Genomic DNA, 20,978 nt, shown 5'->3' with positions numbered 1-20,978 from the left:
TGGGGCGGGCGCAGGGTGCACGGGGCCCGGGGTGCACGGGCACCGGTGGTGGGATGGTCCCGTGCTGAGCCCCTACGCCGACGTGCTGCGCGCCCCGGGGGGCGCCGCGTTCTCCGCCGCGGGGCTGCTGGCCCGCCTGCCGATCTCCACGATGACCCTCGGGATCGTCCTGCTCGTCTCGCTGACCCGCGGCTCCTACCTCGGCGCCGGGGCCGTCGCCGCGGCGTACACGCTGCCGCAGGCCCTCGCCGCGCCCTGGCTGGGGCGGCTGGTGGACCGGCACGGGCAGGCGCGGGTCATGTGGCCGCTCGTGGCCGTCCACGTGCCGGCCGTCGTGGCGGTGGTCGCGGTGGTGCTCGCGGGGCTGCCGCTGGTCGTGGCGGCCGTCTGCGCGGCGGTGGCCGGACTGGGGTTCGGCTCCCCCGGCTCCCTGGTGCGCTCCCGGTGGTCCCACCTGCTGGGGGACTCCCCGCGGCTGCACACGGCGTTCTCGCTGGAGTCCGTGCTGGACGAGGTCCTCTTCGTCACCGGGCCCGTCCTCGTCACCGTGCTCGCCGTGCAGGTGCACCCGGCCGCCGGTGTCCTGCTCGCCCTGGCCGGGTACACCGCCGGATACCCCCTGCTGCTGCTGCAGCGCTCCACGGAGCCGCCCGCCGTCCGGCACGAGGCGGGCCGGCACGCCGGGCCGGTGTGGGCGCTGCCCGGCGTGGTGGTCCTCGTCGTGGTGTTCGGCCTGCTCGGCGCGGTGTTCGGGGCGGTGGACCTGTCGACCGTGGCGTTCACCGCCGCCCTGGGCCGCCCGGGCGCGGCGGGCCCGGTGCTGGCGGTGTTCGCCGTGGCGAGCCTGCTGGCGGGCGTCGTGTACGGCGCGGTGCACTGGCGGCGCCCGCCCGCGCAACTGCTCCTCGCCGCGACCGCCGTGTTCTGCGCGGGCACGGCGCTGACGACGCTGGCGACCTCACCGGCCACCCTGGCCCTGGCGCTGCTGGTCACCGGGGTGGGCATCTCCCCCATCATGATCAGCGGCGCGACCCTCGTGCGGTCCCTCGCCGGCCCGGGGCGCTTCACCGAGGGCATGGCGTGGACGTCGGCGGCGATCGGCCTGGGCCTGGCCGCCGCCGGGCCCGCCGTGGGGTGGGTCCTGGACACCGCGCCGGCGCGCACGGGGTTGGCGGTGGCCGCCGGGTGCGCCGTCGCCGCGCTGGCCGTGGCCCTGGCGGGGCGGCGGTGGCTCGGGGAGGCACCCGCGGGCACGGAGGGGTGAGCGGGGCACACCGCCATGACCTGCGAGGTCATCGACCCCGCACCGGCCGGGAGCGCACCCTGGGCGCACGAGCACCGGAACCGTCCGGTGCGGCCCGAGGGGAGGGTTCCGTGGACATCGGCACCGAACGCCGGCACGTCGAGTTCGAGCCGCTGCGGGCGCCGGTTCCCGCGCCGGGGCCGCGGGAGGAGCCCGCACCCGCACCGGCCGAGGAGGTCCCGGCGTGAGCAGGAGGGAACCACCCGCGCTGGTCGCCGGGGAACTGCGCGGCTACCGCAGGTTCCGGCTGCACGGGGGCGCCCTGCACCCGGCCGTCCACACCGCCTCGGGCCCCTGGGGCGCCTCCGTGCAGCACGCCGTCTGCGCCGCGGGCGGGGAGCACGCCGCTCCCGCCGCGGGGTGCGGCTGCGGGCTGTACGCCTGGTACCACGCGGTGGACGCCGGGCCCGGTTCCGGGTACGGCGACGTGGCCGCCGTCGTGGCCGCCAGCGGGCGCGTCGTCCTGGGGGACCACGGCTTCCGCGCCGCGGCGGCCCGCGTGGAGGCCGTCGCGGTGCCCCGCCTCGCGGGCCGCGGCGCCGTGCGCGCCCTGGCGCGGCGCTACCCGCACACCGCGGTGTACCGGTCGCGGCGGCGGATGGTGCGGGCGCACCCCCCGCACGACCTGCGCGGGCTGGGGGTCGCGGCGCGGCCGAGTCCCGCCGGCCGGGACCGGCGGGCCGCGCTGGCCCTGTGGGCGTGCGGGGTCGTCGCGCTGTACGCGACGCTCGCGCTGCCCGCCGGGACCGTGCAGACGGCACCGCCGGCGGTGCTGGTGGCGTGCTTGGTGGCGGTGCTCGGGTGGCAGGGGGTGCTCGTCCACCTGGTCCTGCGGCAGCGGGCGGGGTGAACGGTCCTGCCGCTCAGCCGCGCGTGCCCTGCAGCGCGCCCGCCACCCGGTTCTTGCCCGAGCGCTTGGCCTCGTACAGCAGCGCGTCGGCGCGGCGCAGGAGGTCCTCGCAGGTGCCGTCGGGGCCCGCCTGCGCCACCCCGGTGCTGGTGGTCACGCGCAGGCCGGGCACCACGTCGTCGAAGGACAGCGCGGCGACCCCCCGGCGCAGCCGCTCGCAGCGGGCGACGGCCTCCTCGGCGGTGGTGGCGGGCATGAGGAGCACGAACTCCTCACCGCCCATGCGGGCGGCCACGTCACCGCGGCGGGACACCTGCCGCAGGACGTCCGCGACGCGCTGGAGGACGACGTCGCCGACCTGGTGGCCGAAGGTGTCGTTGACCCGCTTGAAGTCGTCGAGGTCGGTGACGGCCAGGGCGAGGGTGCCGTGCGGGTCCTCGCCGCGCAGGCGGTCCAGCTCGGTGTCGAGGCGGCGGCGGTTGGCCAGGCCCGTGAGGTGGTCCCGCGCGGACAGCTCCGCCAGCTGCTCCGCGAGGGCCTCGTAGCGCGTCAGCGCCGACGACAGCTCCGCGGTGCGCTCGGCCACGCGCCGCTCCAGGTCGGTGTTCGCCACGCGCAGGGCCTCGGCGAGGTCCTCGGCGCGGCGCTGCTGCTCCCGCGCGCGCAGGCGCTCGGCGTCCGCGTCGTCGAACGCGTGGTCCGTCACCCACTTGTTGACCGCGGCGACGAGGGCGGCGAACCCCCCGACGAGGCAGGAGTAGACGAGGACCTCGGTGTAGTCGAGCCCCCGCGTCCGGCCGCCCACCGCGAGCGGCGCGGCGAGGGTGGTGCCGAGGGCGACGAGCAGCACGGGCAGCAGCGCGCGCCGGGGCAGGAGGATCCCCGCGAGGGAGACGAACCCGACCATGAAGACCGGCAGGCTCGCGGCGGCCCCGCCCAGCACGGTGCCCGCCAGGACCGCGAGGACGTAGGTGGCGAGGATCCCCACCGCCGCCAGGTCCACCCGGCCCCGGCGGGCCGTGGCGATCATGGCGGCGTACCCCGCGACCACCCCGGCGACGACGGGGAACGCCAGGTACCCGTTGTCGATCGTGAGGGCGGTGAAGGGGGCACCGGCCACGGCGAGCAGCGACTGCAGCGAGGCGAACAGGACGAGGACCCGGCCCCGGCGGCGCACCTCCCGCCCGGGGTGGCGCACGGTCAGCAGCCACCGCGACCACGCGCGCATGCCGCCCCCTCCCGCACCGCTCCCGCCGAACCCCGTCCCGGGTGTCTCGGCACGGGAGGGGCGCGGCTTCAGGGTGCGGGGGCGGCCCCACCCGGACGGCCCCCGCTCAGGGCGCCGTCGCCCCCACCGGCACCCCGAACGCCGCGGAGTTCTCCGCCACCCAGCGCGCGAACGGGCGCGCGGGCCTGCCCGTCACCTCCGCCACGGTGGGCCGCACGGTGCGCCCGCCCTCGGGCGGGTCGGTGCGCATCGCGAGGAAGAACTGCACGTCCTCCTCGGTGAAGCCCTGCTCCCGCCACCGGGCGACGACCTCGTCCCGTCCCGGTTCCACGAGGCGGACGTCCCGGCCGAGGACCTCGCCCAGGATCCGCACCCGGTCCCGGACCGTCAGGACCTCCGGCCCGGTCAGCTCCAGGTCCCGGCCGTGGTGGCCGTCGCCGGTCAGCGCCTCGGCGGCCACCGCGGCGATGTCGGCCTCGTGCACCGGGGCGCTGGGGGCGTCGGCGAACCCCTCCCGGACCACCCCCTCCGTGCGCACCTGCTCCGCCCACTCCAGGGCGCCGGCCATGAACTCCCCGGGGGCGAGCATCGTCCAGCGCAGGCCGGAGGCCCGCACCGCGCTCTCCACGGGCCCGTCCACGACGTCCCCGCGCAGCACGGTGACCCGGCGGACACCGGCCGCCTCCGCCGCCGCGACGACGTCGCGGGTCAGGGGCGCGGAGGTCGCGCCGTCGAACGTGATGAGGTGCGCCGCCCCGACGCCCTCGAACACCCGCCCCAGGCTCGCGGGGTCGGTGAGGTCGCCGCCGACGACCTCCACCCCGGGGCCCGGGACGGCCGTGGCCGGGGTGCGCGTCAGGGCCCGCACGCGGTGGCCCGCCGAGCGCAGCCGCGCCACGAGGGGGCGGCCCACCGTGCCGGTGGCGCCGGTCACCAGGACGGTGGTGGGACGGGCAGGGGTGGGGGTCACGGGGTCCTCCTCGGTCGGTCTGCCGGAGCCCCCGACGCTAGGGACGACCGAGGACGGCCCCGGTCCTCGGCCGGTGGCAGGCTCCTGCCGTGCTCGACTCCTCGGCGCGGCTGCTGCGGCTGCTGTCCCTGCTCGACACGGCGCGCGAGCGCTCCGGCGCGGAGGACGCCGCGGCGCGGGCGCTGGCGAAGCTGGAGCGCATCCTGCCCTCCCGGCTGCGGCACCGGGTGGGGACGCTCGACGGGGCGGTGGTGCGCGTCCCCGACGGCGGCCCCCGCGTCGCGCCGGGCGTCCTCGTGGCGATCGCCGAGGCGTGCCGGCGGCAGGAGGTGCTGCGCTTCGGCTACACCGGCCACGACGGGCGGGGGTCGCTGCGGCGGGTGGAGCCGCACCGGCTCGTCAGCGCCGGACGGCACTGGTACCTCGTGGCCTTCGACACCGACCGGGACGACTGGCGGACGTTCCGGGTGGACCGCGCCGACCTGCGCGTCCCGACCGGCCCGCGGTTCACCCCGCGGCCCCTGCCGGGCGGGGACGCGGCCGCGTTCGTCGCCGACGGCCTGTCCCGGCGGGCGTGGCCGGTGCGGGCGACGGTCCTGCTGCACGCCTCCGCCGGGGTCCTGGCGGAACGCCTCTGGCCGGGTACCGGGGTCCTGGAGGCCGTGGACGGCGAGCGCTGCCTGCTGCACGTCGGGGCCCCGGACCCGGCGGACCTGGTGTGGGTGCTCACCTCGACCGGTGTCGGGTTCGACGTGGTCTCGGGCCCGCCGGAGCTCACCGCCGCCCTGCGCGCGCAGGCGCGGCGCTGTCTGCGCGCGGTCAGGACCGGGACGCGAGCCGGGACCTGAGCCGGCGCGTCACCGGGGCCTTGGCGACCCTGACCAGCGACCACAGCAGGGCGACGACGAAGCAGAACAGGTCCGCCGACCCGTGCACGGCGCCCTGGGCGAGGAACCCGCCGTGCACGAGACCCGCCGTGCCGAGCAGCCCGGCGGCGACCAGGAACGCCACGGTGCGGAAGAGGTCCCGGTCCAGGGCCTCCTTGCGCCCGTCGAGCCGGTAGACGACGTAGGTCGCCCACATCGCCGTGATCTGGCTCATCACCAGGGCCACCCCGACGACGCTCGGGACGAACACCAGGAAGACGGCGCCGTACTTCAGGGCCTGCAGCACGGGGTAGGAGAGCATCCGCACGTCGGGCCTGGTCCGGTTGTAGACGAAGAACACCGCGCGCAGCACGAGCAGCAGCAGCACCCAGGAGACGCCGGCCCGCAGGAGCTCACCGGTGCCGAGCTCGCCGAGCAGGACTGCCGCGCCCAGACCGGCCGCCGCGGAGGCGGCGGCCCAGATCCACGCCTGGACCCGGATCGGGTAGTCCCGGAACCGCGACACGGCCGGGTCCAGGTTCGGGCGCTCCTCGAACCTCGCGGCGTGCATGTCGTTCTCGAAGTAGCCGATCTCGTAGACCGACATCACCGACAGCAGCAGCAGCGGCGCGATCACCGCGAAGCGGAGCAGGCTCCCCGCGTCGTGGGAGACGGCGATGGCGATGACGAGGGCGTCCACCAGGAGGAACTGGTCCAGCGTGTACCAGGGCGTGAACTTGACCCGGGCGGTGTAGCGCATCGGGATGTAGAGCCGCTCGCGGGCGGACATCCGCTGACCCTGCGGGGGGACGAGGAGACCGGAGCGGCACGCCCCGAGCAGGTCGGCGTCGTCGAGGGAGTCGGAGACGAAGACGGCCCGGGCGACCCCGTCCTCGCCGACGGCCCCGACCGCCGTCGCCGTCTTGCCCCCGGCGAACCAGGACGGCCGCGGCAGCAGTGGCGTCGCGAGCAGCGCGGCGGACTCGTACTCGCTCCCCCTGAGCAGCCCCCGGATCACGAACGCCATGCCGAAGGAGATGATCGTGAGCCTCGACCGGTCGACGTCGGCGAAGAGGGCGGAGACCCCGGTGGCGCGGTGCTGCTCGAACAGGGCCGGCGCCGCCCGGCGCCACAGGAGCAGGTTCCAGGGCGTCAGGACGACGATCAGGACGACGCAGAGGTAGTCGCGGACGCGGTAGCCGCGGCCACCGGGGACCAGCCGCCACGGCACGCACACCCGCACCAGGAAGTCGATGACGGCGACCACCAGGGACGGCCGGCAGCGCGCGATGAAGAGCTCGGTGCTGTTGCAGGCGAAGAGCGTGTGGTCGAAGTCGACCAGGACGGGCGAGTCCGGCTCGGCGACCTGACGCCGGACGGTGTCGGCGCTGACCGGCGACTGCCGCCGGACGTCGAGGAAGTCCGGCTCCGGCTGGTCGCTGGTGCGCTCGAGCATGCCTGAAGGTCTCACGTTGCGTGAAGGTACCCGTGCGGGGGAGGGCTCCGCCTGCCCGAGGGCCCCGGCGGCCGGGGTCACCGGACCCGTGGTCGTCCGGCGGACACGCTCGCCCAGCAGGCCGTTCTCGCGGGGTGCTCCCGGCGGGGACGGTGGGAGGTCGGCCGGGGCGATCCCGCGCGCCCGGCGTCTCTCACCCGCTCGCTCCACACGATTTCACTCGTTCAGCCGAGCTGGATCACGAGGCGTTCGAGGTGTCCACTCCCCGTGAGCCCCGCCGTCAGCTCCACGTGAGCGCCCGGACCGGGTCCTCCAGGACGGCGGCGATGTCCGCGAGGAACCGGCTGCCCAGCTCCCCGTCGACCATGCGGTGGTCGAACGACAGGCCCAGCGTCGTCATCCACCGCGGCTTCACCCTGCCCTTGTGCACGGCGGGCTGCTGCGCGATCTTGCCCAGCGCGAGTATCGCCGCCTCGCCGGGGTTGAGGATCGGGGTGCCGGTGTCGATGCCGAACACCCCGACGTTCGTGATGGTGATCGTGCCGTCGGCGGTGTCCGCGGGCGTGGTGCGGCCCTCGCGGGCGGTGCGCGTCAGCTCCCCCAGCGCCTCCGCGAGCTGCCGCAGGTCCATCTGGTCGGCGTCCTTGACGTTCGGCACGAGCAGCCCGCGCGGGGTGGCGGCGGCGATGCCGAGGTTCACGTAGTTCTTCACCACGATGACCTGCGCGTCGCCGTCCCAGGTGGCGTTGACGTCCGGGTTGCGCCGGACGGCGACGAGCAGCGCCTTGGCGACGACGAGCAGCGGGGAGATGCGCAGCCCGGCGAACTGCGGGTCCTCCTTGAGCCGGGCGACCAGCTTCATCGTGCGGGTGACGTCGACGGTGGTGAAGACGGTGACGTGCGGGGCGGAGAACGCGCTCTCCACCATCGCCTGGGCGGTGGCCTTGCGGACGCCCCGGATGGGGACGTGCTTCTCGCGGGGGCGCTCCTCGCGGCGGCGCACCGGCTGGGCGGCGGCCTGCGCCCCGCCCGGCGCGAGGTCGAGGACGTCCTGGCGGGTGAGGGTGCCGCCGGGTCCTGTGGGACGGGCGGTGGCGAGGTCCACGCCGAGGTCGCGGGCGAGCTTGCGCACCGGCGGCTTGGCGAGCACGCGGGCCGGGGGGGCCTGCTCCGCGCCCTTCTCCGGGTCCGGGCGCTCCGGCAGGGCCTGCCCCGCACCCTTCCCCGGGTTCGGGCGGGCGGGGGACGGCGCGCCGCCGGTGCGCCGGCGGCGGCGCGAGGCGGGCGCCTCACGGGTGCCGTACCCGACGAGCACCGCACCGGAGCCGGAGGTCCCCTGCCCACCGGCGGACCGGCCCGGGTCCACCCCGACCGACCCACCCGGGTCCACGTCCACCGACCCGCCCGGGTCCACCCCGACCGACCCGCCCGGGTCCACCCCGACCGACCCGCCCGGGTCCACGTCCACCGCCACGATCGCGGTGCCCACGTCGACGGTGGAGCCCTCCGCGACGAGCAGCTCCGCGACCACCCCCGCGAAGGGGCTGGGCAGCTCCACGAGCGACTTGGCGGTCTCGATCTCCACGAGGACGTCGTTGACGGCGACGGGGTCCCCGGGCCCGACCTTCCAGGAGACGATCTCGGCCTCGGTGAGCCCTTCGCCGGCGTCGGGGAGGAGGAACTGCTTGAGCGTGGGCACGGTGTCCTGTCCGGAGGTCTCGGTGGGTTCCTGCGGAGGGTGTCCGCGGTGGTCTCGGGCGGCGGGTCAGGCGGCGAGGGAGCGGTCGACCGCGTCGAGGACCCGGTCGACGTCCGGCAGGTAGTGCTCCTCCGCGCGGGCCGCCGGGTAGGGCAGGTGGAACCCCCCGACCCGCAGCACCGGCGCCTCCAGCGAGAAGAAGCACCGCTCGGTGACCCGCGCGGCCAGCTCCCCGCCGATCCCGCCGAACACGGGTGCCTCGTGGACGACCACGAGGCGGCCGGTGCGCCGCACGGACTCCGCGACGGTGTCCACGTCCAGCGGGGAGATCGTGCGCAGGTCCACGACCTCCAGCTCCGTGCCGTCGGCCGCGGCGGCCTGCGCGGCCTCCAGCGCCAGGCGCACCGTCGGCCCGTAGGCGGCGAGGGTGGCGTGCTCCCCGCGGCGCACGATGCGGGCGCGGTGCAGCGGCTCGACCCCTGCGGGGTCCAGGGCGGTGTCCACGTCGCCCTTGTCCCAGTAGCGGCGCTCCGGCTCCAGGAAGACGACGGGGTCCGGGGAGGCGATGGACTGCTGGATCATCCAGTACGCGTCGTGCGCCGACGCCGGCGTCACCACGCGCAGGCCCGAGGTGTGCGCGAAGAGCGCCTCGGGGCTCTCGCTGTGGTGCTCCACGGAGCCGATGCCCCCGCCGAAGGGGATGCGGATCACGACGGGCAGGCCGAGGCGGCCGCGGGTGCGGGCGCGCAGCTTCGCGAGCTGGGTGACGATCTGGTTGAACGCCGGGTACACGAAGCCGTTGAACTGGATCTCGCACACGGGGCGGTAGCCGCGCAGCGCCAGCCCGATCGCGCTGCCCACGATCCCGGCCTCCGCCAGGGGGGTGTCCAGGACGCGCGCCTCGCCGAAGTCCTTCTGCAGGCCCTCGGTGACCCGGAAGACGCCCCCGAGCTTGCCGATGTCCTCGCCCATGAGCAGGACGGAGGGGTCGCGCTCCATCGCGGCGCGCAGGCCGGCGTTGACGGCCTTGCCGAGCGGCAGGTTCGGCATCAGCGGGTCCTCCCGTCGGTGGTGGTCTCGTCCTCGAGGGAGGCGAGGTACGCGGCGAACTCCGCGCGCTCCTCCTCGACCTGGGTGTGCGGCTCGGCGTAGGCGTGGTCGAACATCTCCAGCGGGCCCGGGTCGGGCAGCTCGCGGACCCCCGCGCGCAGCCGCACGGCGAGCTCCTCCGCCTCGGCGTCCAGGCCGGCGAGAAACTCCTCGTCGAGCAGCCCCTCGCCCTGCAGGTAGCGGTGGAACCTGTCGATCGGGTCCTTGGCGCGCCACACGTCGACCTCGGCGGCGTGGCGGTAGCGGGTGGGGTCGTCGGACGTGGTGTGCGCGCCCATCCGGTACGTCCAGGCCTCCACGAAGGTGGGGCCGCCGCCGGAGCGGGCCCGGTCCAGGGCGGCGCGGGTGACCGCGAGGCACGCCAGGACGTCGTTGCCGTCGACGAGGACGCCCGGCACGCCGACGCCCTCGGCGCGCCGGTGCAGGGAGACGCGGGCCTGGAGGGACACCGGCTCGGAGATGGCCCACTGGTTGTTCTGGCAGAACACCACGAGGGGGGCGTTGAACGTCGCGGCCCACTGCAGGGCCTCGGCCGCCTCGCCCTGGGAGGTGGCGCCGTCGCCGAGGAAGGCGATGACGGCCGTGTCGCGGTCCTCGTCGCCCGTGCCGACGGCCCCGTCGCGCTGCACGCCCATGGCGTAGCCGGTGGCGGGGAGCATCTGCGCGGCGATCACGAGGGTGTACGGGTGCAGGCCGGAGGCGACGGGGTCCCAGCCGCCGTGGCTGGTGCCGCGGTACAGCTCGAGGATGCCGAGGGGGTCCACGTCGCGGCACCAGGCGATGCCGTGCTCGCGGTAGGTGGGGAAGGCGTGGTCCTGGCGGCGCATGGCGCGGCCGGCGCCGATCTGCGCGGCCTCCTGCCCGAGCAGGCCCGCCCAGAGGCCGAGCTCGCCCTGCCGCTGCAGGGCGGTGGCCTCGGTGTCGAGGCGGCGGACGAGGACGAGGTCGCGGTACAGGGCCAGCAGCTCGTCCTCGTCGAGGTCGGCCTCGTAGCCGGGGTGCTCCACGCGGCGGCCGCCGGGGGTGAGGAGCTGGACCATGCCCGCGGGGTCGCCGGTGGGGGCGGACTCCCCGAGGGCGTCCACGGCGGGGTCGCCGGGTGCCGTCGTACCGGTGCTCACGGGTGCCTCCACTGCGTCCGGCGCTACCTACGGTCGCGTACCTTACGCAACCGTAGGTCCGGTGGGAACCACCTGCCAGCCGGGCTGGGCCACCCAGGGGTCACCCCCGGCGGCCCCGCAGCCCCCGTGCGAGCGAGAGCACCCGCGCGTTCGCCTCCGGCTCGGCCACCGTCACCCGCACCCCCTCCCCCCCGAAGGGGCGCACCACGACACCGCCCGCGGCGAGCTCCGCGGCCACCTCCGCCGACGCCGCCCCCACCGGCAGCCACACGAAGTTGCCCTCCGCGTCCGGCACGTCCCACCCCTGCTCCCGCAGGCCCGCCAGCAGCCGGCCGCGCTCGGCGACGAGGGCGTCCACCCGCTCCAGCAGCTCCCGCTCCGCCTGCGGCAGCAGCGAGGCCACCACCGCGGCCTGCGCCACCGCCGACACCCCGAACGGGGTCGCCGCCTTGGCCAGCGCGGTCGCCACGTGCGGGTGCGCCACCGCGTAGCCGACGCGCAGGCCCGCCAGGCCGTACGCCTTGGAGAAGGTGCGCAGCACCACGACGTTGGGCCGGCCCTCGCGCACCGCCAGGCCGTCGGGCACCTCCGGGTCGCGCGCGAACTCCCGGTACGCCTCGTCCAGCACGACCGTCACATCCCCGGGCACCGCGTCGAGGAACTCCACCAGCTCCCCGCGGCGCAGGGCCGGGCCGGTGGGGTTGTTCGGGGAGCACAGCAGCACCAGCCGGGTCCGGCCGGTGACCGCGGCGGCCATCGCGGGCAGGTCGTGGCGGGCGTCGGGCGTCAGCGGCACCGGCACCGCCCGGGCACCGGCGAGCTGCACGGTGATCGGGTACGCCTCGAAGCTGCGCCACGGCAGCACCACCTCGTCGCCCGGCTCGCAGGTGATCTGCACGAGCTGGGCGAGCAGGCCCACGCTGCCGGTACCCGTGACCAGCTCCTCGCGGCGCACCCCGAAGCGCTCCGCGATGGCGCCGGTCATGGCGGTGGCGGCGAAGTCGGGGTAGCGGTTGAGCTGCGCCGCCGCGCGCGCCACCGCCTCCAGCACGCTCGGCAGGGGCGGGTACGGGTTCTCGTTGGAGGACGCCTTGAAGGCCGTCCCGCTCCCGGTGGCGGGCTTGCCGGCCACGTACGCGGGCACGCCGTCGAGGGCGGCGCGCAGGCGGGGCAGCACGGGGTCGGCGGTGGGCCCGGCCGGGGTCTCGGTGCTCATGCCCGCACCCTAGGCACCGCCGGTCCCGCGCGGCGGGGCGGCGGTTCACGTTCCCGGGGTCGTGTTCCACCGCCCGAGGGAGTCCAGGATCCGCTCGAGGGCGGCGTCGGGCAGCCGGCCGGGCTCGAGGAGGCTGCGGTAGAGCAGCGGCCCGAGGACGAGGGCCGCGGCGTCGGCGGGGTCCGCGGCGGGGGTCAGCTCGCCGGTCTCGACCGCCGACCGCAGCGCCGCGCGCAGCTGCCGGGACGCGGCGGCGGCCGAAGCGTCGCGCCGCTGCCGGCCGTCGGCGTCCCAGACGGCGCCGTGGACGAGGGTGACCGTGACCGCGACGACCTCGGGCAGCAGCATCTCGTCGGCCAGTGCGCGCAGCCGGGTCAGCAGCCACGGGCGGACGGGCACCTCCGGGTCGGCGAAGAAGGGCAGCGGCGCGCCGGCCATCGCGTCGGCGAGCACCGCGCCGGCGGTGGGCCAGTGGCGGTAGACGGTGGCGCGGCCCACCCCCGCCTGCTCGGCCACGCGCTGGTGCGTGACGGCGGCAGGCCCGTGCTCGCGCAGGATCCTGCGCGCCGCCTCGAGCATGGCGTCGCGGCTGCGCAGCGCACGGGGATCGGTGGAGGACGCCACGTCCCCAGCTTACGAGACATCTTGACTCACAGGCGGCGACTCTGTGATGGTCCCACTGTGAGACATCCTGACTCAGAACTCCGCGTCCTCCTGCTCGGGGCGAGCGGGCGCACAGGGCGCGCCGTCGTCGACGCAGCCCGCCGCCGCGGCCGGCACGTGACCGCGGTCGTGCGCCGCGGCGGCACCCTCCGGCCGGCGCACGGCGTGGAGGAGCTCGTCGTCGCCGACCCGGGCGCGCCGGGCGCGCTGGACGCGGCCCTCGCGGACCACGACGCGGTGATCAGCACCGTGGGGCCCACCGGGCGCGGCCCGTCCACCGCGTGCACGGATGTCGTGACCTCGACCCTGGGCTCGATGGCGCGGACCGGGGTGCGCCGCCTCGTCGTCGTCAGCGCCCACGGCGTGGGCGACAGCCGCGACCGCTCGCCGTACTGCCTGGGCGTCTGGGCGCTGGTGGGCGCCAAGATGCGCGACAAGGAGTCGATGGAGTCGGCGCTGCGGGCCTCCGACTGCGACTGGACCATCGTGCGCCCACCGGCCCTGACGGACCGGGACGCCACGGGCGCCTACCGCAGCAGCGAGGACCTGCGCATCGGGCTCACCTCGGCGCTGCCCCGCGCCGACCTGGCCGACTTCCTGCTCCACGAGGTGGGCGCGCGCACCTACGTCCACCGCGCACCCCGGATCACCGCGTGAGCGCCACGCGCTCCTCCGCACGCCACGGCGGCGCCGGGCACGCGGTGCGGGCCGACCTGCGGGGCACGACGGCACTGGTGAGCGGCGGGACGGGCGGCATGGGCCGGGTTCTCGTCACCGAACTGGCCCGCGCCGGGGCGCACGTGCTCACCGTCTCCCGCGACCCCGGCCGGGGCCGGCACCTGCGGGACCAGGTGGCCCGGGACACCGGTGCCGACCGGGTCGAGGTCCTCGTCGGCGACCTGTCCTCGCGGGCGGGCGTGCACGCCGTCGCCGCACGCGTCCGCGCCGAGCACGAGGTGCTGCACCTGCTGGTCAACAACGCCGGCGCCCACTACCGGACGCGGGGCGAGACCGTCGACGGCGTCGAACGCCACGTGGCCGTCGACCACCTCGCCGGTTTCACCCTCACACTCCTGCTGCAGGACCGGCTGCGCGCAGCAGGCTCGGCCCGCGTCGTCGACGTCGTCTCGGACTCCGTGAACGACACCCGCCTCCTGAGGCTCCCGGGCCGGCCGCGCCCGGTGCGGCTGGACCCGGCGCAGCTCGGCGACCTGCGGCGGATCAACCCGGCGGAGGGCTTCGTCGCGTTCGAGGCCTACGCGCGGGCGAAGCTGCTCGCCACCGCCTGCGGCTTCGAGTTCGCCCGCCGCCTCGCCGGCTCGGGCGTCAGCGTGAACTCGGTCCACCCCGGGATCGTCGGCACCCGTCTCGTCCACGACCTGGTCCCCGCCGCGCTCAGGCCTCTGCGGCCCCTGCTGGACCGCGTCCTGCTCACGCCCGAGCAGGGCGCCGCGTCCGTGGTGCGCCTGGCCACCGACCCGGAGGTGCGGACCACGGGCCGCTACCACGTGCGGACCGTGGCGGCGCCGGTGCCGGTGGCGCTGCGCGACCCGCGCCTGTGCACCGCCGCGTGGGAGGCCAGCCGGGACTGGGCCACTCGCTGACCGTGCGGCACCGCACCGGCCCGGGCCTGCGGCAGGCGTCCTACGCTGGGACGGAGCGGGGGCCGGGGAACGGCCGCCGCCTCCCCCGTCGCCGGCTGAGCCGCAGGAGCCCGACCGTGTCCACCGCAGCCCTCGCCGCCCTGCTCGCCGCCTGGACGCTGGCCGTCGTCAGCCCCGGCCCGGACTTCCTCGCGGTGCTGCGCACCTCCGCCGCGCAGTCGCGCCGGGCGGGGCTGCTGGTCGCGGCGGGGGTGGTCACCGGCATCGCGTGCTGGGCGGTCGCGGCGCTGCTGGGCGTCAGCGCGCTGCTGGAGGCGCACCGCGACGTCTACCTCGTCCTGCGCTACGTCGGCGCGGCCTTCCTGGTGTGGTTCGGGATCGGCACGCTGCGGGCGGCGCTGCGCCGGGACGCGCCGGAGCCGGAGGGCGGGCCGGATGCCGGGCGGGCCGCGCCTGGTGGCTGGCGGAGCTGGCGGCTGGGCCTGCTGACGAACCTGGCCAACCCCAAGGCGCTGGTCTTCTTCGGCGCGCTGTTCGCGAGCCTGCTGCCGGCGGGGGCGAGCACCGCGGACCGGGCGCTCGTGCTGGCCTCGATGCTGGCGGTGGCCCTGGCGTGGTTCGCCGCCGTCGCCGCGCTGGCGGGCAGCCGGGCGGTCACGGCGGCGTACCGGCGGGCGCGGCGGGGCGTGGACGCGGTGACCGGCACCCTCTTCGTGGGCCTGGGCGGCGCGATCGCCCTGCGCTGAGCGGCGCCGCGGCCGGGGCACCTCCGCTCAGGGCCGCAGGCCGCGCAGGAGGTTGTCCAGCAGGGCGTCGGCGAACGCCGTGGTGAGCGGCTCGTCGGGCAGCAGCAGGCGGTGGTAGCAGGCGCCCCAGAGCTGGTCGACGACCACCTCGGGGTCGGCGTCGGCGCGCAGCTGGCCGCGCTCCTGCCCGCGGCGCAGCACCTGCACGCCGAGGTCCCGGCGCGGGCGGGAGTAGCGCTCGGACCAGGCGGCCGCGAGCGCGGGGTCCGTCTGGGCCTGCCCGACGAGCTCGGCGACGACGCGCCCCGCGCCGGTGCCGGTGAGCAGCTCCACGAAGGCGTGCAGCTGCCCGCGCAGGTCGGTGGCGACGTCGCCGGTGTCGGGGAAGGCGAGGGCGGGCTGCACGGTGGCGGAGTAGGCGTCGAGGGCGAGCACGCCCCGGGAGGGCCACCACTTGGAGATCGTCATCCTGCTCGCGCCGGCGAGCGCGGCGACCCGCTCGACGGTGAAGGCGCCCAGGCCCCCTGACAGGAGCAGGCGCCCGGCCGCGTCGAGGACGTCCCGGCGGACCTCGTCGGCGGGCCGTCGGCCGCGGCCGCGGCGGGGTGGCAGGGGCTGGTCGGTCACGGGGCGCTCCGGGGGTGTTCCGCCGATGGTCACCCCAGCATATGGACATCGCGTCCACATCGTGCTTATATGGACGTACTGTCCACATCTAGCCGCAGGAGGAACCCATGACCACCCCGCGCGTCGCCCTCGTCACGGGCGGATCCGGCGGCATCGGCCGCGCCGTCGCCGAGCGCCTCGCCGCCGACGGCCTGCACGTCCTCGTCCACCACGCCGGCAACCCGGGCCGCGCGAAGGAGACCGCCGAGGCCATCACCGCCGCGGGCGGCACCGCCCTCGCCGCCCGCGCCGACGTCGCCGACGAGCAGGAGGTCGCCGCCCTCTTCGACACCGCGGAGCAGGAGCTCGGCGGCGTCGACGTCGTCGTCCACACCGCCGGGACCATGGAGCTCGCGCCCGTGGCGGACCTCGACCTCGCCGACCTGGACGAGCTCTACCGCACCAACGTGCGCGGCACCTTCGCCGTCGCCCAGCAGGCCGCCCGCCGCCTGCGCCCCGGTGGCGCGCTCGTCACCTTCTCCACCAGCGTCCTGCGCACGCACTTCCCCACCTACGGTGCCTACGCCGCCACCAAGGGCGCCGTCGAGGCCCTCACCCCGATCCTGGCCCGCGAGCTGCGCGGCCGGGACGTCACCGTCAACACCGTCGCCCCCGGCCCCACCGCCACCCCCCTCTTCCTCGAGGGCAAGGACGAGGCCACGATCCAGCGCCTCGCCGCCGCCGCGCCCCTGGAGCGCCTCGGCACCCCCGAGGACGTCGCCGAGGCCGTCGCCTTCCTCGCCGGGCCCGGTCGCTGGGTCAACGGGCAGGTCCTCTACGCCAACGGCGGCCTGGCCTGAGCAACCCCCGCGAGGCACGTGCAACCCCCCGGGGCGCCGGCCCCGTCCTGGGGCCATGGGACGACGGGAGCGGGCGGACGACGGGCGGGCCGACGGGCAGGAGGCCGCAGGAGCGGGCGGACCCGGACGGCGGGAGGTGGTGCGCCTCGCCGCCACGGCGGGGGCGCTGGCGCTCCTGGCCGCCTGCGGCACCCCCGGGACGGCGTCCGTGCGGACCGCGGCCCCCGCCCGCGCCGCCGCGCAACCCCCGGCACCGCAGCCCCCGGCCGGACCGGAGGCAGGAGAGCAGGTGACGGCGCGGCAACTCCCCGGCCTCGGCCCCGCCACCCTCGCGGCGGTCCCGGCCGGGGCAGGCCAGGTCGTCCTCGTCGTCGGCGAGGCGGCCGGCTCCCCGATCTCCTCGGTGACGCTGCACGAACGGGGACCGGAGGGCTGGCGGGCGGGCCCGACGTGGCCCGCCCACAACGGCGCCCGGGGCTGGACCCCCGACCACCGCGAGGGCGATCTGCGCACCCCCGTGGGCGTGTTCGGCCTGAGCGACGCCGGCGGCCTGCTCCCCGACCCCGGCACCCGCCTCCCCTACCACCGCTCCGACCGGTTCACCGCCGCCGGCACCGGCGTGGAGGGCGAGCCGCTCACGGGGTCCTTCGACCACGTCCTGGCCATCGACTACAACCGCGTGCCGGGGACCTCGCCGCTGGAGAGGACCCGCCCGCTCGGCGCGGCGAAGGGCGGCGGGATCTGGCTGCACGTCGACCACGCCGGGCCCACCAGGGGCTGCGTGAGCATCGCCGAGGAGCACGTGCGCGAGCTGCTGCTGGCGCTGGACCCGGCGCTGCACCCCGTCGTCGTCATGGGGGACGCGGCCTCCCTGGCGCGCTGAGCCCACCAGGTCGGGGCCACAGCCCGCGCGGGAGGTCGCCCGGCGGGTCGCACCCGAGGGGTCAAGGGGCCGCCGCGCGGGGCCGATGGAGGGACGTGAGCCGTCGACGTGAGACCCCGGCCGCGCCGGCACGCCCGGCGCGGTGGTCCGTCGTCGCCCTCGCCGTCTACCTCACCGCCGTCCTCACCTGGTGGCTCCTCGCCCCGGAGGGCCCCGCCCGCACCTTCTGGACCGACTTCGCCTACCTGCCGCTGGACGCCGCCGGCGTCGTCGTCGGCGTGCTGCTCCTGCGGCGCGGGGACCTCTCCCGCCGCGCCCGCTGGGCGTGGGGCTGCATCGTCGCCGCCGTCGGCAGCAGGTTCCTCGCCGACGCCTGCTGGTGGTGGATCGAGGGCGTCCTCGGGCAGGAACCCTTCCCCAGCCTCGCGGACGTCTTCTACTCGACGTTCTACCTGTTCCTGTTCGCGGGCGTGCTCCTGCTCGGCCACACCCAGGCCACGACCTGGCGCGCCCGCGTCCTGTTCGGGCTCGACGTCCTCATCACCGGCGCCTCCGCCTTCGTGGGCATGTGGTACTTCGTGCTGGGCCCGATCAGCAGCTTCTGGGCGCCCGACCTGGCCCACCTGCTGAACATCTACTACCCCGTCGCCGACGTCGTCCTGCTCGCCGCCGCCGCACGCCTGCTCATGCTGGGCGCCTCGGGGTCCTCCGCGCTGGTGCTGATCCTGCTGTCCTGCGCCAGCTACGTGGTCGCCGACACCGCCTTCGCGTACCTGTCCACCACCGAGGGCTTCACCGGTGGCGACTGGGTCGACCTGCCCTGGATCGCCGCCGCCGCCTTCCTCGTCGCCGCGATCGACGCGCGCCGCCGCTCCCCGGACGAGCCGGAGGTGAGCCGCGACCACCGCGCGCCCAGCCCCCTGCCCGTCGTCGCCGTCCTGGGCGCCGGCTGCGTCCTCATCCGCGCCTCGGCCGACCTGACCGACAGCGCCGTCAGCGCCACCGCGATCGCCGTGGTCGCCGTCATGTCCCTCACCGCGGTCCGCCAGCTCATCGCCAACCGCCAGTACGCCCGCCTGGCCTCCCGCTACCGCATCCTCGCCAGCCGAGACGCCCTCACCGGCGCCGCCAGCCGCGCCGAGGGCATGGCGCAGGGCGCGGCGCTCGTCGCGGCCAGCGCCCACCGCGGCGAGCCGTGCAGCGTCCTGATGATGGACATGAACCTGTTCAAGCAGATCAACGACGGCTACGGGCACCCCGCCGGGGACGCCGCCCTCGTGGCCGTGGTGCGCCGCATCACCGCCGCCGTGCGCGAGGAGGACCTCGTGTGCCGCTACGGCGGCGACGAGTTCCTCGTGGTCCTGCCCGGCGCGGACGCCGGCGTCGCCGCCGCGATCGCCGCCCGCGTCGAGGCGTCCGTGGCGGCCACCCCCGTGCAGGTCGGGCAGGTGCAGCTGGAGCTCTCGGTGACCGCCGGGGCGGCCACCGCGCACGGCGGCACGCTCGAGGACCTCGTCGAGGCCGGGGACCGGGCGCTGCTGGCCCGCAAGGCGGCGCGACCGCCGCGTCCCGGCGCCCCGCGGCCCCCGGCCCCGCACGTCCCGCCCGGGGTGCCCGCGCCCCACCGGGGCTGAGCCACCCGGACCGCCGGGGCGCCCGGGGGGACCGGGACGCTCAGGAGATGCCGTACCGGCCCAGCTCCCGCTCCACCAGGGAGGTGCCCTCCAGGCCCGGCAGCCCGTGGATCTTGTTGTCGATCTTCCGGGCGGCCGCCAGGCCCTCCGGGCCGCTGAACAGGTACTCCAGCAGGTGCCGCACCTCCTCGCGCGGCATGACCGTGGACCCCACGATCCCCCAGAAGTTCTTCACCGCCAGCCGCGTGAGGACCTGCGCCTTGCGGCTGCGGGCCAGCCGCTCGCGGGCCTGGGAGTTGTAGAACGCGATGTGCCGCGTCTCCTGCTTCGCGATCCGCTTGAGGACCGTGTCCAGCACCGGGTGCTGCTCGCGGGCGGAGAAGCGCGCGTACGCGGCGTGCGTGCACCACTCGTTGATCGCCCCCCACGTCATGTGGGTGGCGATGAAGTCGGCGCCGAGGACGTTGGCCAGCAGCGCCTGCTGGGTGGGGGCCAGCCGGTCCCGCCAGCCCAGGCGCTTGCGCATCGCCGACGTGCGCTCGGCACCGGTGTCCAGCCCGTGGGCGTCCAGGACGTCGTCCAGCACCTCCCCGTGCCAGTACTCCTCGTAGTTCCAGTTCGTGAGGAAGACCGTGATCTCCGGGTCGACGTGCGACGGCGTCACGAGGAGGTCGCGCAGGTAGCAGACCGTGTGCGTCTCGACGTCGCTCATGTACCGCAGGCAGCGCAGCGCCCCCTCCGACAGCGGCTCCACCCGGAAGGCGTCGAAGTCCAGGTCGTCCCACCGCACGGGCTCGACGGTGCGCGCGTACTGCTCGATCGTGAAAGCCATACCCCGTCTTCGGTGCCCCGACGCACCGTGGATGCCTGCACACGCAGTGCTCACCCGGACGGGTGCGCCCCCGGACAGCCACCCCCACGGGTCGGAACAGTCCCCGGGCGGCACGGGCGCGAGGCCGCTCGGAGGGAGCTGCGGGGTGCCGGGCTGCGGCCCGGGGACGTGCCCGTCCTCCACACCGAGGGCGTGCTGGTGGTGCGCGTCCCGGCCGGCCCCCCGGCCCGGGCCGGGGGGCCGGACGTCAGGTGAGGCCGTCGATCTCGGCGGCCCAGTCACCGGCGAACCCGGCGTCCACCATCGTCTCCCGCGGCTCGAACCACACCGTCTTGCCCGGCCCCTCCGGCGCCGCGCTCACGCCCCAGTCGGCGGAGACGGACTCCACGAGCCGCAGGCCCCGGCCGGTGGTCGCCGAGACCCCGAAGCGGCGCGGCTGCACCGCGGAGGGGGAGGAGTCGGTGACGTCGATGCGCACCGCGCCGGACGGCATGAGCCGGACGGTGACCTTGAACGCGGTGCGCGCGTGCAGCATCGCGTTCGTCACCAGCTCCGAGACGCCCAGCTCCGCCGACTCCTCCAGGGCGTCCGAGCCGAGCGCCCGCAGCGCCTCGCGGACGTAGCGGCGGGCCGCGGCGACGGTGTTGGCCATCGGGTCCAGCAGCAGGGGGCGGCCCACGACGCGGCCGTCGTCGTCGTCCTCCCCGGCCTCCTCGCCCCCGCCCTCGTGCGGGGCGGGCCAGGGCGCGGCGAGCGGCTCCGCGGGCGGCTCCTCCCCGTCGTCCTGCCCGTCGGCGTGGCGACCGACGTCGTCGCCGGTCCACGGCCGGGGTTCCCCGCCGGTGAGCTGGCGGAGGAACTCCCCCAGCACCCACCGCCGGTAGGCCACGACCTCCTGGGGTGCGGGCAGGGTGAGCAGGTGCCGGTCGACGCGGCAGAGAGCGTCCGCCTCCTCCAGCGCATCCCGCAGCCGCCGCAGGAAGGGGGCCGTGTCCGCCGGGACGGGGAAGACGACGTCGCAGTGCTCGTGCCCCGCGGCCTCCGCGGCGTCCATGACCTCGCCCGGGCCGGTCCGGAAGGGCGCGTAGGTGGTGTCCAGCTCGTGGGCCAGGCCCAGCAGGCGCGCGGGCAGCGACGACGGGTCGCGCTGCGCCCCGATCTGCACCAGCGCCAGCTCGCGCAGCAGGCCCTCGAGGTGCCGCGTGAACAGCGCGCGCTCCTGCAGGGGAAGCCGCAGCAGTCGCACGTCCACGAGCGTGCCGTTCTCGCTCACACCACGAGCTTGGCACAACGCGGCCGGACCGGCCGGTCGGCTGAGGTCACGGCGGCGG

General features: G+C 76.5%; 20 protein-coding genes. 9 read left to right on the top strand and 11 right to left on the bottom strand.

Annotated features, from left to right (window positions below):
* Positions 1 to 61: 61 nt before the first annotated feature.
* Both ACYQBY_RS07620 and ACYQBY_RS07615 read left to right on the top strand, forming a co-directional pair.
* Positions 62 to 1,264, top strand: a complete 1,203-nt coding sequence (locus ACYQBY_RS07620) for an MFS transporter (RefSeq protein ID WP_459643249.1) — start codon at positions 62 to 64, stop codon at positions 1,262 to 1,264.
* 223 nt (positions 1,265 to 1,487) lie between these two features.
* The gene (locus ACYQBY_RS07615; RefSeq protein WP_459643248.1) at positions 1,488 to 2,153 is read left to right on the top strand and encodes a hypothetical protein; all 666 of its coding nucleotides are present in this window, start codon (positions 1,488 to 1,490) and stop codon (positions 2,151 to 2,153) included.
* Positions 2,154 to 2,166: 13 nt separating this feature from the next.
* Here ACYQBY_RS07615 and ACYQBY_RS07610 read toward each other — a convergent pair whose 3' ends face one another.
* Together ACYQBY_RS07610 and ACYQBY_RS07605 are read right to left on the bottom strand one after the other, a co-directional pair.
* Positions 2,167 to 3,381, bottom strand: coding sequence for a GGDEF domain-containing protein (locus tag ACYQBY_RS07610; RefSeq protein ID WP_459643247.1), 1,215 nt, complete (start codon positions 3,379 to 3,381; stop codon positions 2,167 to 2,169).
* Between the two features lie 106 nt (positions 3,382 to 3,487).
* Positions 3,488 to 4,351 carry an SDR family oxidoreductase gene (locus tag ACYQBY_RS07605; RefSeq protein WP_459643246.1) on the bottom strand — a complete coding sequence of 288 codons (864 nt, stop codon included), beginning with the start codon at positions 4,349 to 4,351 and terminating at the stop codon, positions 3,488 to 3,490.
* An 89-nt stretch (positions 4,352 to 4,440) separates the two neighbouring features.
* Between ACYQBY_RS07605 and ACYQBY_RS07600 the strand changes: the two genes are divergently transcribed.
* Complete coding sequence (locus ACYQBY_RS07600) at positions 4,441 to 5,199, top strand: helix-turn-helix transcriptional regulator (protein WP_459643245.1); 759 nt, start codon at positions 4,441 to 4,443, stop codon at positions 5,197 to 5,199.
* On the opposite strand, the gene ACYQBY_RS07595 is transcribed toward ACYQBY_RS07600, so the two are convergent.
* The 6 genes from ACYQBY_RS07595 to ACYQBY_RS07570 form a co-directional block, all read right to left on the bottom strand.
* The gene (locus tag ACYQBY_RS07595) at positions 5,171 to 6,673 is read right to left on the bottom strand and encodes a hypothetical protein (protein ID WP_459643244.1); all 1,503 of its coding nucleotides are present in this window, start codon (positions 6,671 to 6,673) and stop codon (positions 5,171 to 5,173) included. The genes ACYQBY_RS07600 and ACYQBY_RS07595 overlap by 29 nt on opposite strands.
* Before the next feature lie 280 nt (positions 6,674 to 6,953).
* On the bottom strand, positions 6,954 to 8,372 hold the full coding sequence (locus ACYQBY_RS07590; protein WP_459643243.1) for a dihydrolipoamide acetyltransferase family protein: 1,419 nt from the start codon (positions 8,370 to 8,372) through the stop codon (positions 6,954 to 6,956).
* A gap of 66 nt (positions 8,373 to 8,438) precedes the next feature.
* Complete coding sequence (locus ACYQBY_RS07585) at positions 8,439 to 9,422, bottom strand: alpha-ketoacid dehydrogenase subunit beta (RefSeq protein ID WP_459643242.1); 984 nt, start codon at positions 9,420 to 9,422, stop codon at positions 8,439 to 8,441.
* Complete coding sequence (locus ACYQBY_RS07580; RefSeq protein WP_459643253.1) at positions 9,422 to 10,522, bottom strand: thiamine pyrophosphate-dependent dehydrogenase E1 component subunit alpha; 1,101 nt, start codon at positions 10,520 to 10,522, stop codon at positions 9,422 to 9,424. Before ACYQBY_RS07580 ends, ACYQBY_RS07585 begins: the two co-directional genes overlap by 1 nt.
* 181 nt (positions 10,523 to 10,703) lie before the next feature.
* Positions 10,704 to 11,819 (bottom strand): histidinol-phosphate transaminase, encoded by a 1,116-nt coding sequence (gene hisC / locus ACYQBY_RS07575; RefSeq protein ID WP_459643241.1) that lies wholly within the window; start codon positions 11,817 to 11,819, stop codon positions 10,704 to 10,706.
* Between the two features lie 45 nt (positions 11,820 to 11,864).
* Positions 11,865 to 12,443, bottom strand: coding sequence for a TetR/AcrR family transcriptional regulator (locus tag ACYQBY_RS07570; RefSeq protein WP_459643240.1), 579 nt, complete (start codon positions 12,441 to 12,443; stop codon positions 11,865 to 11,867).
* 57 nt (positions 12,444 to 12,500) lie between these two features.
* Between ACYQBY_RS07570 and ACYQBY_RS07565 the strand changes: the two genes are divergently transcribed.
* The 3 genes from ACYQBY_RS07565 (at position 12,501) to ACYQBY_RS07555 (ending at position 14,832) form a co-directional block, all read left to right on the top strand.
* Entirely contained in the window at positions 12,501 to 13,139 is a 639-nt protein-coding gene (locus ACYQBY_RS07565; protein ID WP_459643239.1) for an NAD(P)-dependent oxidoreductase, read from the top strand.
* Complete coding sequence (locus ACYQBY_RS07560) at positions 13,136 to 14,086, top strand: SDR family NAD(P)-dependent oxidoreductase (RefSeq protein ID WP_459643238.1); 951 nt, start codon at positions 13,136 to 13,138, stop codon at positions 14,084 to 14,086. Before ACYQBY_RS07565 ends, ACYQBY_RS07560 begins: the two co-directional genes overlap by 4 nt.
* 116 nt (positions 14,087 to 14,202) lie before the next feature.
* Entirely contained in the window at positions 14,203 to 14,832 is a 630-nt protein-coding gene (locus tag ACYQBY_RS07555) for a LysE family translocator (RefSeq protein ID WP_459643237.1), read from the top strand.
* Positions 14,833 to 14,859: 27 nt separating this feature from the next.
* On the opposite strand, the gene ACYQBY_RS07550 is transcribed toward ACYQBY_RS07555, so the two are convergent.
* Positions 14,860 to 15,492: a TetR-like C-terminal domain-containing protein gene (locus ACYQBY_RS07550; protein WP_459643236.1), complete on the bottom strand. Its 633-nt coding sequence runs from the start codon at positions 15,490 to 15,492 to the stop codon at positions 14,860 to 14,862.
* A 74-nt stretch (positions 15,493 to 15,566) separates the two neighbouring features.
* On the opposite strand from ACYQBY_RS07550, the gene ACYQBY_RS07545 reads away from it, so the two are divergent.
* From ACYQBY_RS07545 to ACYQBY_RS07535, 3 genes are all read left to right on the top strand, one after another.
* Entirely contained in the window at positions 15,567 to 16,298 is a 732-nt protein-coding gene (locus ACYQBY_RS07545) for an SDR family oxidoreductase (protein WP_459643235.1), read from the top strand.
* A 55-nt stretch (positions 16,299 to 16,353) separates the two neighbouring features.
* Positions 16,354 to 17,181 (top strand): hypothetical protein, encoded by an 828-nt coding sequence (locus tag ACYQBY_RS07540; protein ID WP_459643234.1) that lies wholly within the window; start codon positions 16,354 to 16,356, stop codon positions 17,179 to 17,181.
* A gap of 95 nt (positions 17,182 to 17,276) precedes the next feature.
* Entirely contained in the window at positions 17,277 to 18,815 is a 1,539-nt protein-coding gene (locus ACYQBY_RS07535) for a GGDEF domain-containing protein (protein ID WP_459643233.1), read from the top strand.
* Between the two features lie 40 nt (positions 18,816 to 18,855).
* Here the strand turns inward: ACYQBY_RS07535 and ACYQBY_RS07530 are convergent, their stop codons facing one another.
* Both ACYQBY_RS07530 and ACYQBY_RS07525 read right to left on the bottom strand, forming a co-directional pair.
* Complete coding sequence (locus ACYQBY_RS07530; RefSeq protein ID WP_459643232.1) at positions 18,856 to 19,647, bottom strand: ferritin-like domain-containing protein; 792 nt, start codon at positions 19,645 to 19,647, stop codon at positions 18,856 to 18,858.
* A 247-nt stretch (positions 19,648 to 19,894) separates the two neighbouring features.
* Positions 19,895 to 20,920, bottom strand: coding sequence for an ATP-binding protein (locus tag ACYQBY_RS07525; RefSeq protein ID WP_459643231.1), 1,026 nt, complete (start codon positions 20,918 to 20,920; stop codon positions 19,895 to 19,897).
* Between the last annotated feature and the right edge of the window lie 58 nt (positions 20,921 to 20,978).

This window comes from Kineococcus anabasis (assembly GCF_054590795.1).
Note: the sequence above shows the minus strand (reverse complement) of the source record. Positions and strands in the feature narration are given on the sequence as shown.

Bases quoted from the DNA above. Each gene is read 5' to 3' on its own strand.
- hisC (WP_459643241.1), bottom strand. From the start codon at position 11,819: ATGAGCACCGAGACCCCGGCCGGGCCCACCGCCGACCCCGTGCTGCCC.
- ACYQBY_RS07585 (WP_459643242.1), bottom strand. From the start codon at position 9,422: ATGCCGAACCTGCCGCTCGGCAAGGCCGTCAACGCCGGCCTGCGCGCC.
- ACYQBY_RS07580 (WP_459643253.1), bottom strand. From the start codon at position 10,522: ATGGTCCAGCTCCTCACCCCCGGCGGCCGCCGCGTGGAGCACCCCGGC.
- ACYQBY_RS07545 (WP_459643235.1), top strand. From the start codon at position 15,567: ATGACCACCCCGCGCGTCGCCCTCGTCACGGGCGGATCCGGCGGCATC.
- ACYQBY_RS07530 (WP_459643232.1), bottom strand. From the start codon at position 19,647: ATGGCTTTCACGATCGAGCAGTACGCGCGCACCGTCGAGCCCGTGCGG.
- ACYQBY_RS07540 (WP_459643234.1), top strand. From the start codon at position 16,354: ATGGGACGACGGGAGCGGGCGGACGACGGGCGGGCCGACGGGCAGGAG.
- ACYQBY_RS07610 (WP_459643247.1), bottom strand. From the start codon at position 3,381: ATGCGCGCGTGGTCGCGGTGGCTGCTGACCGTGCGCCACCCCGGGCGG.
- ACYQBY_RS07595 (WP_459643244.1), bottom strand. From the start codon at position 6,673: ATGCTCGAGCGCACCAGCGACCAGCCGGAGCCGGACTTCCTCGACGTC.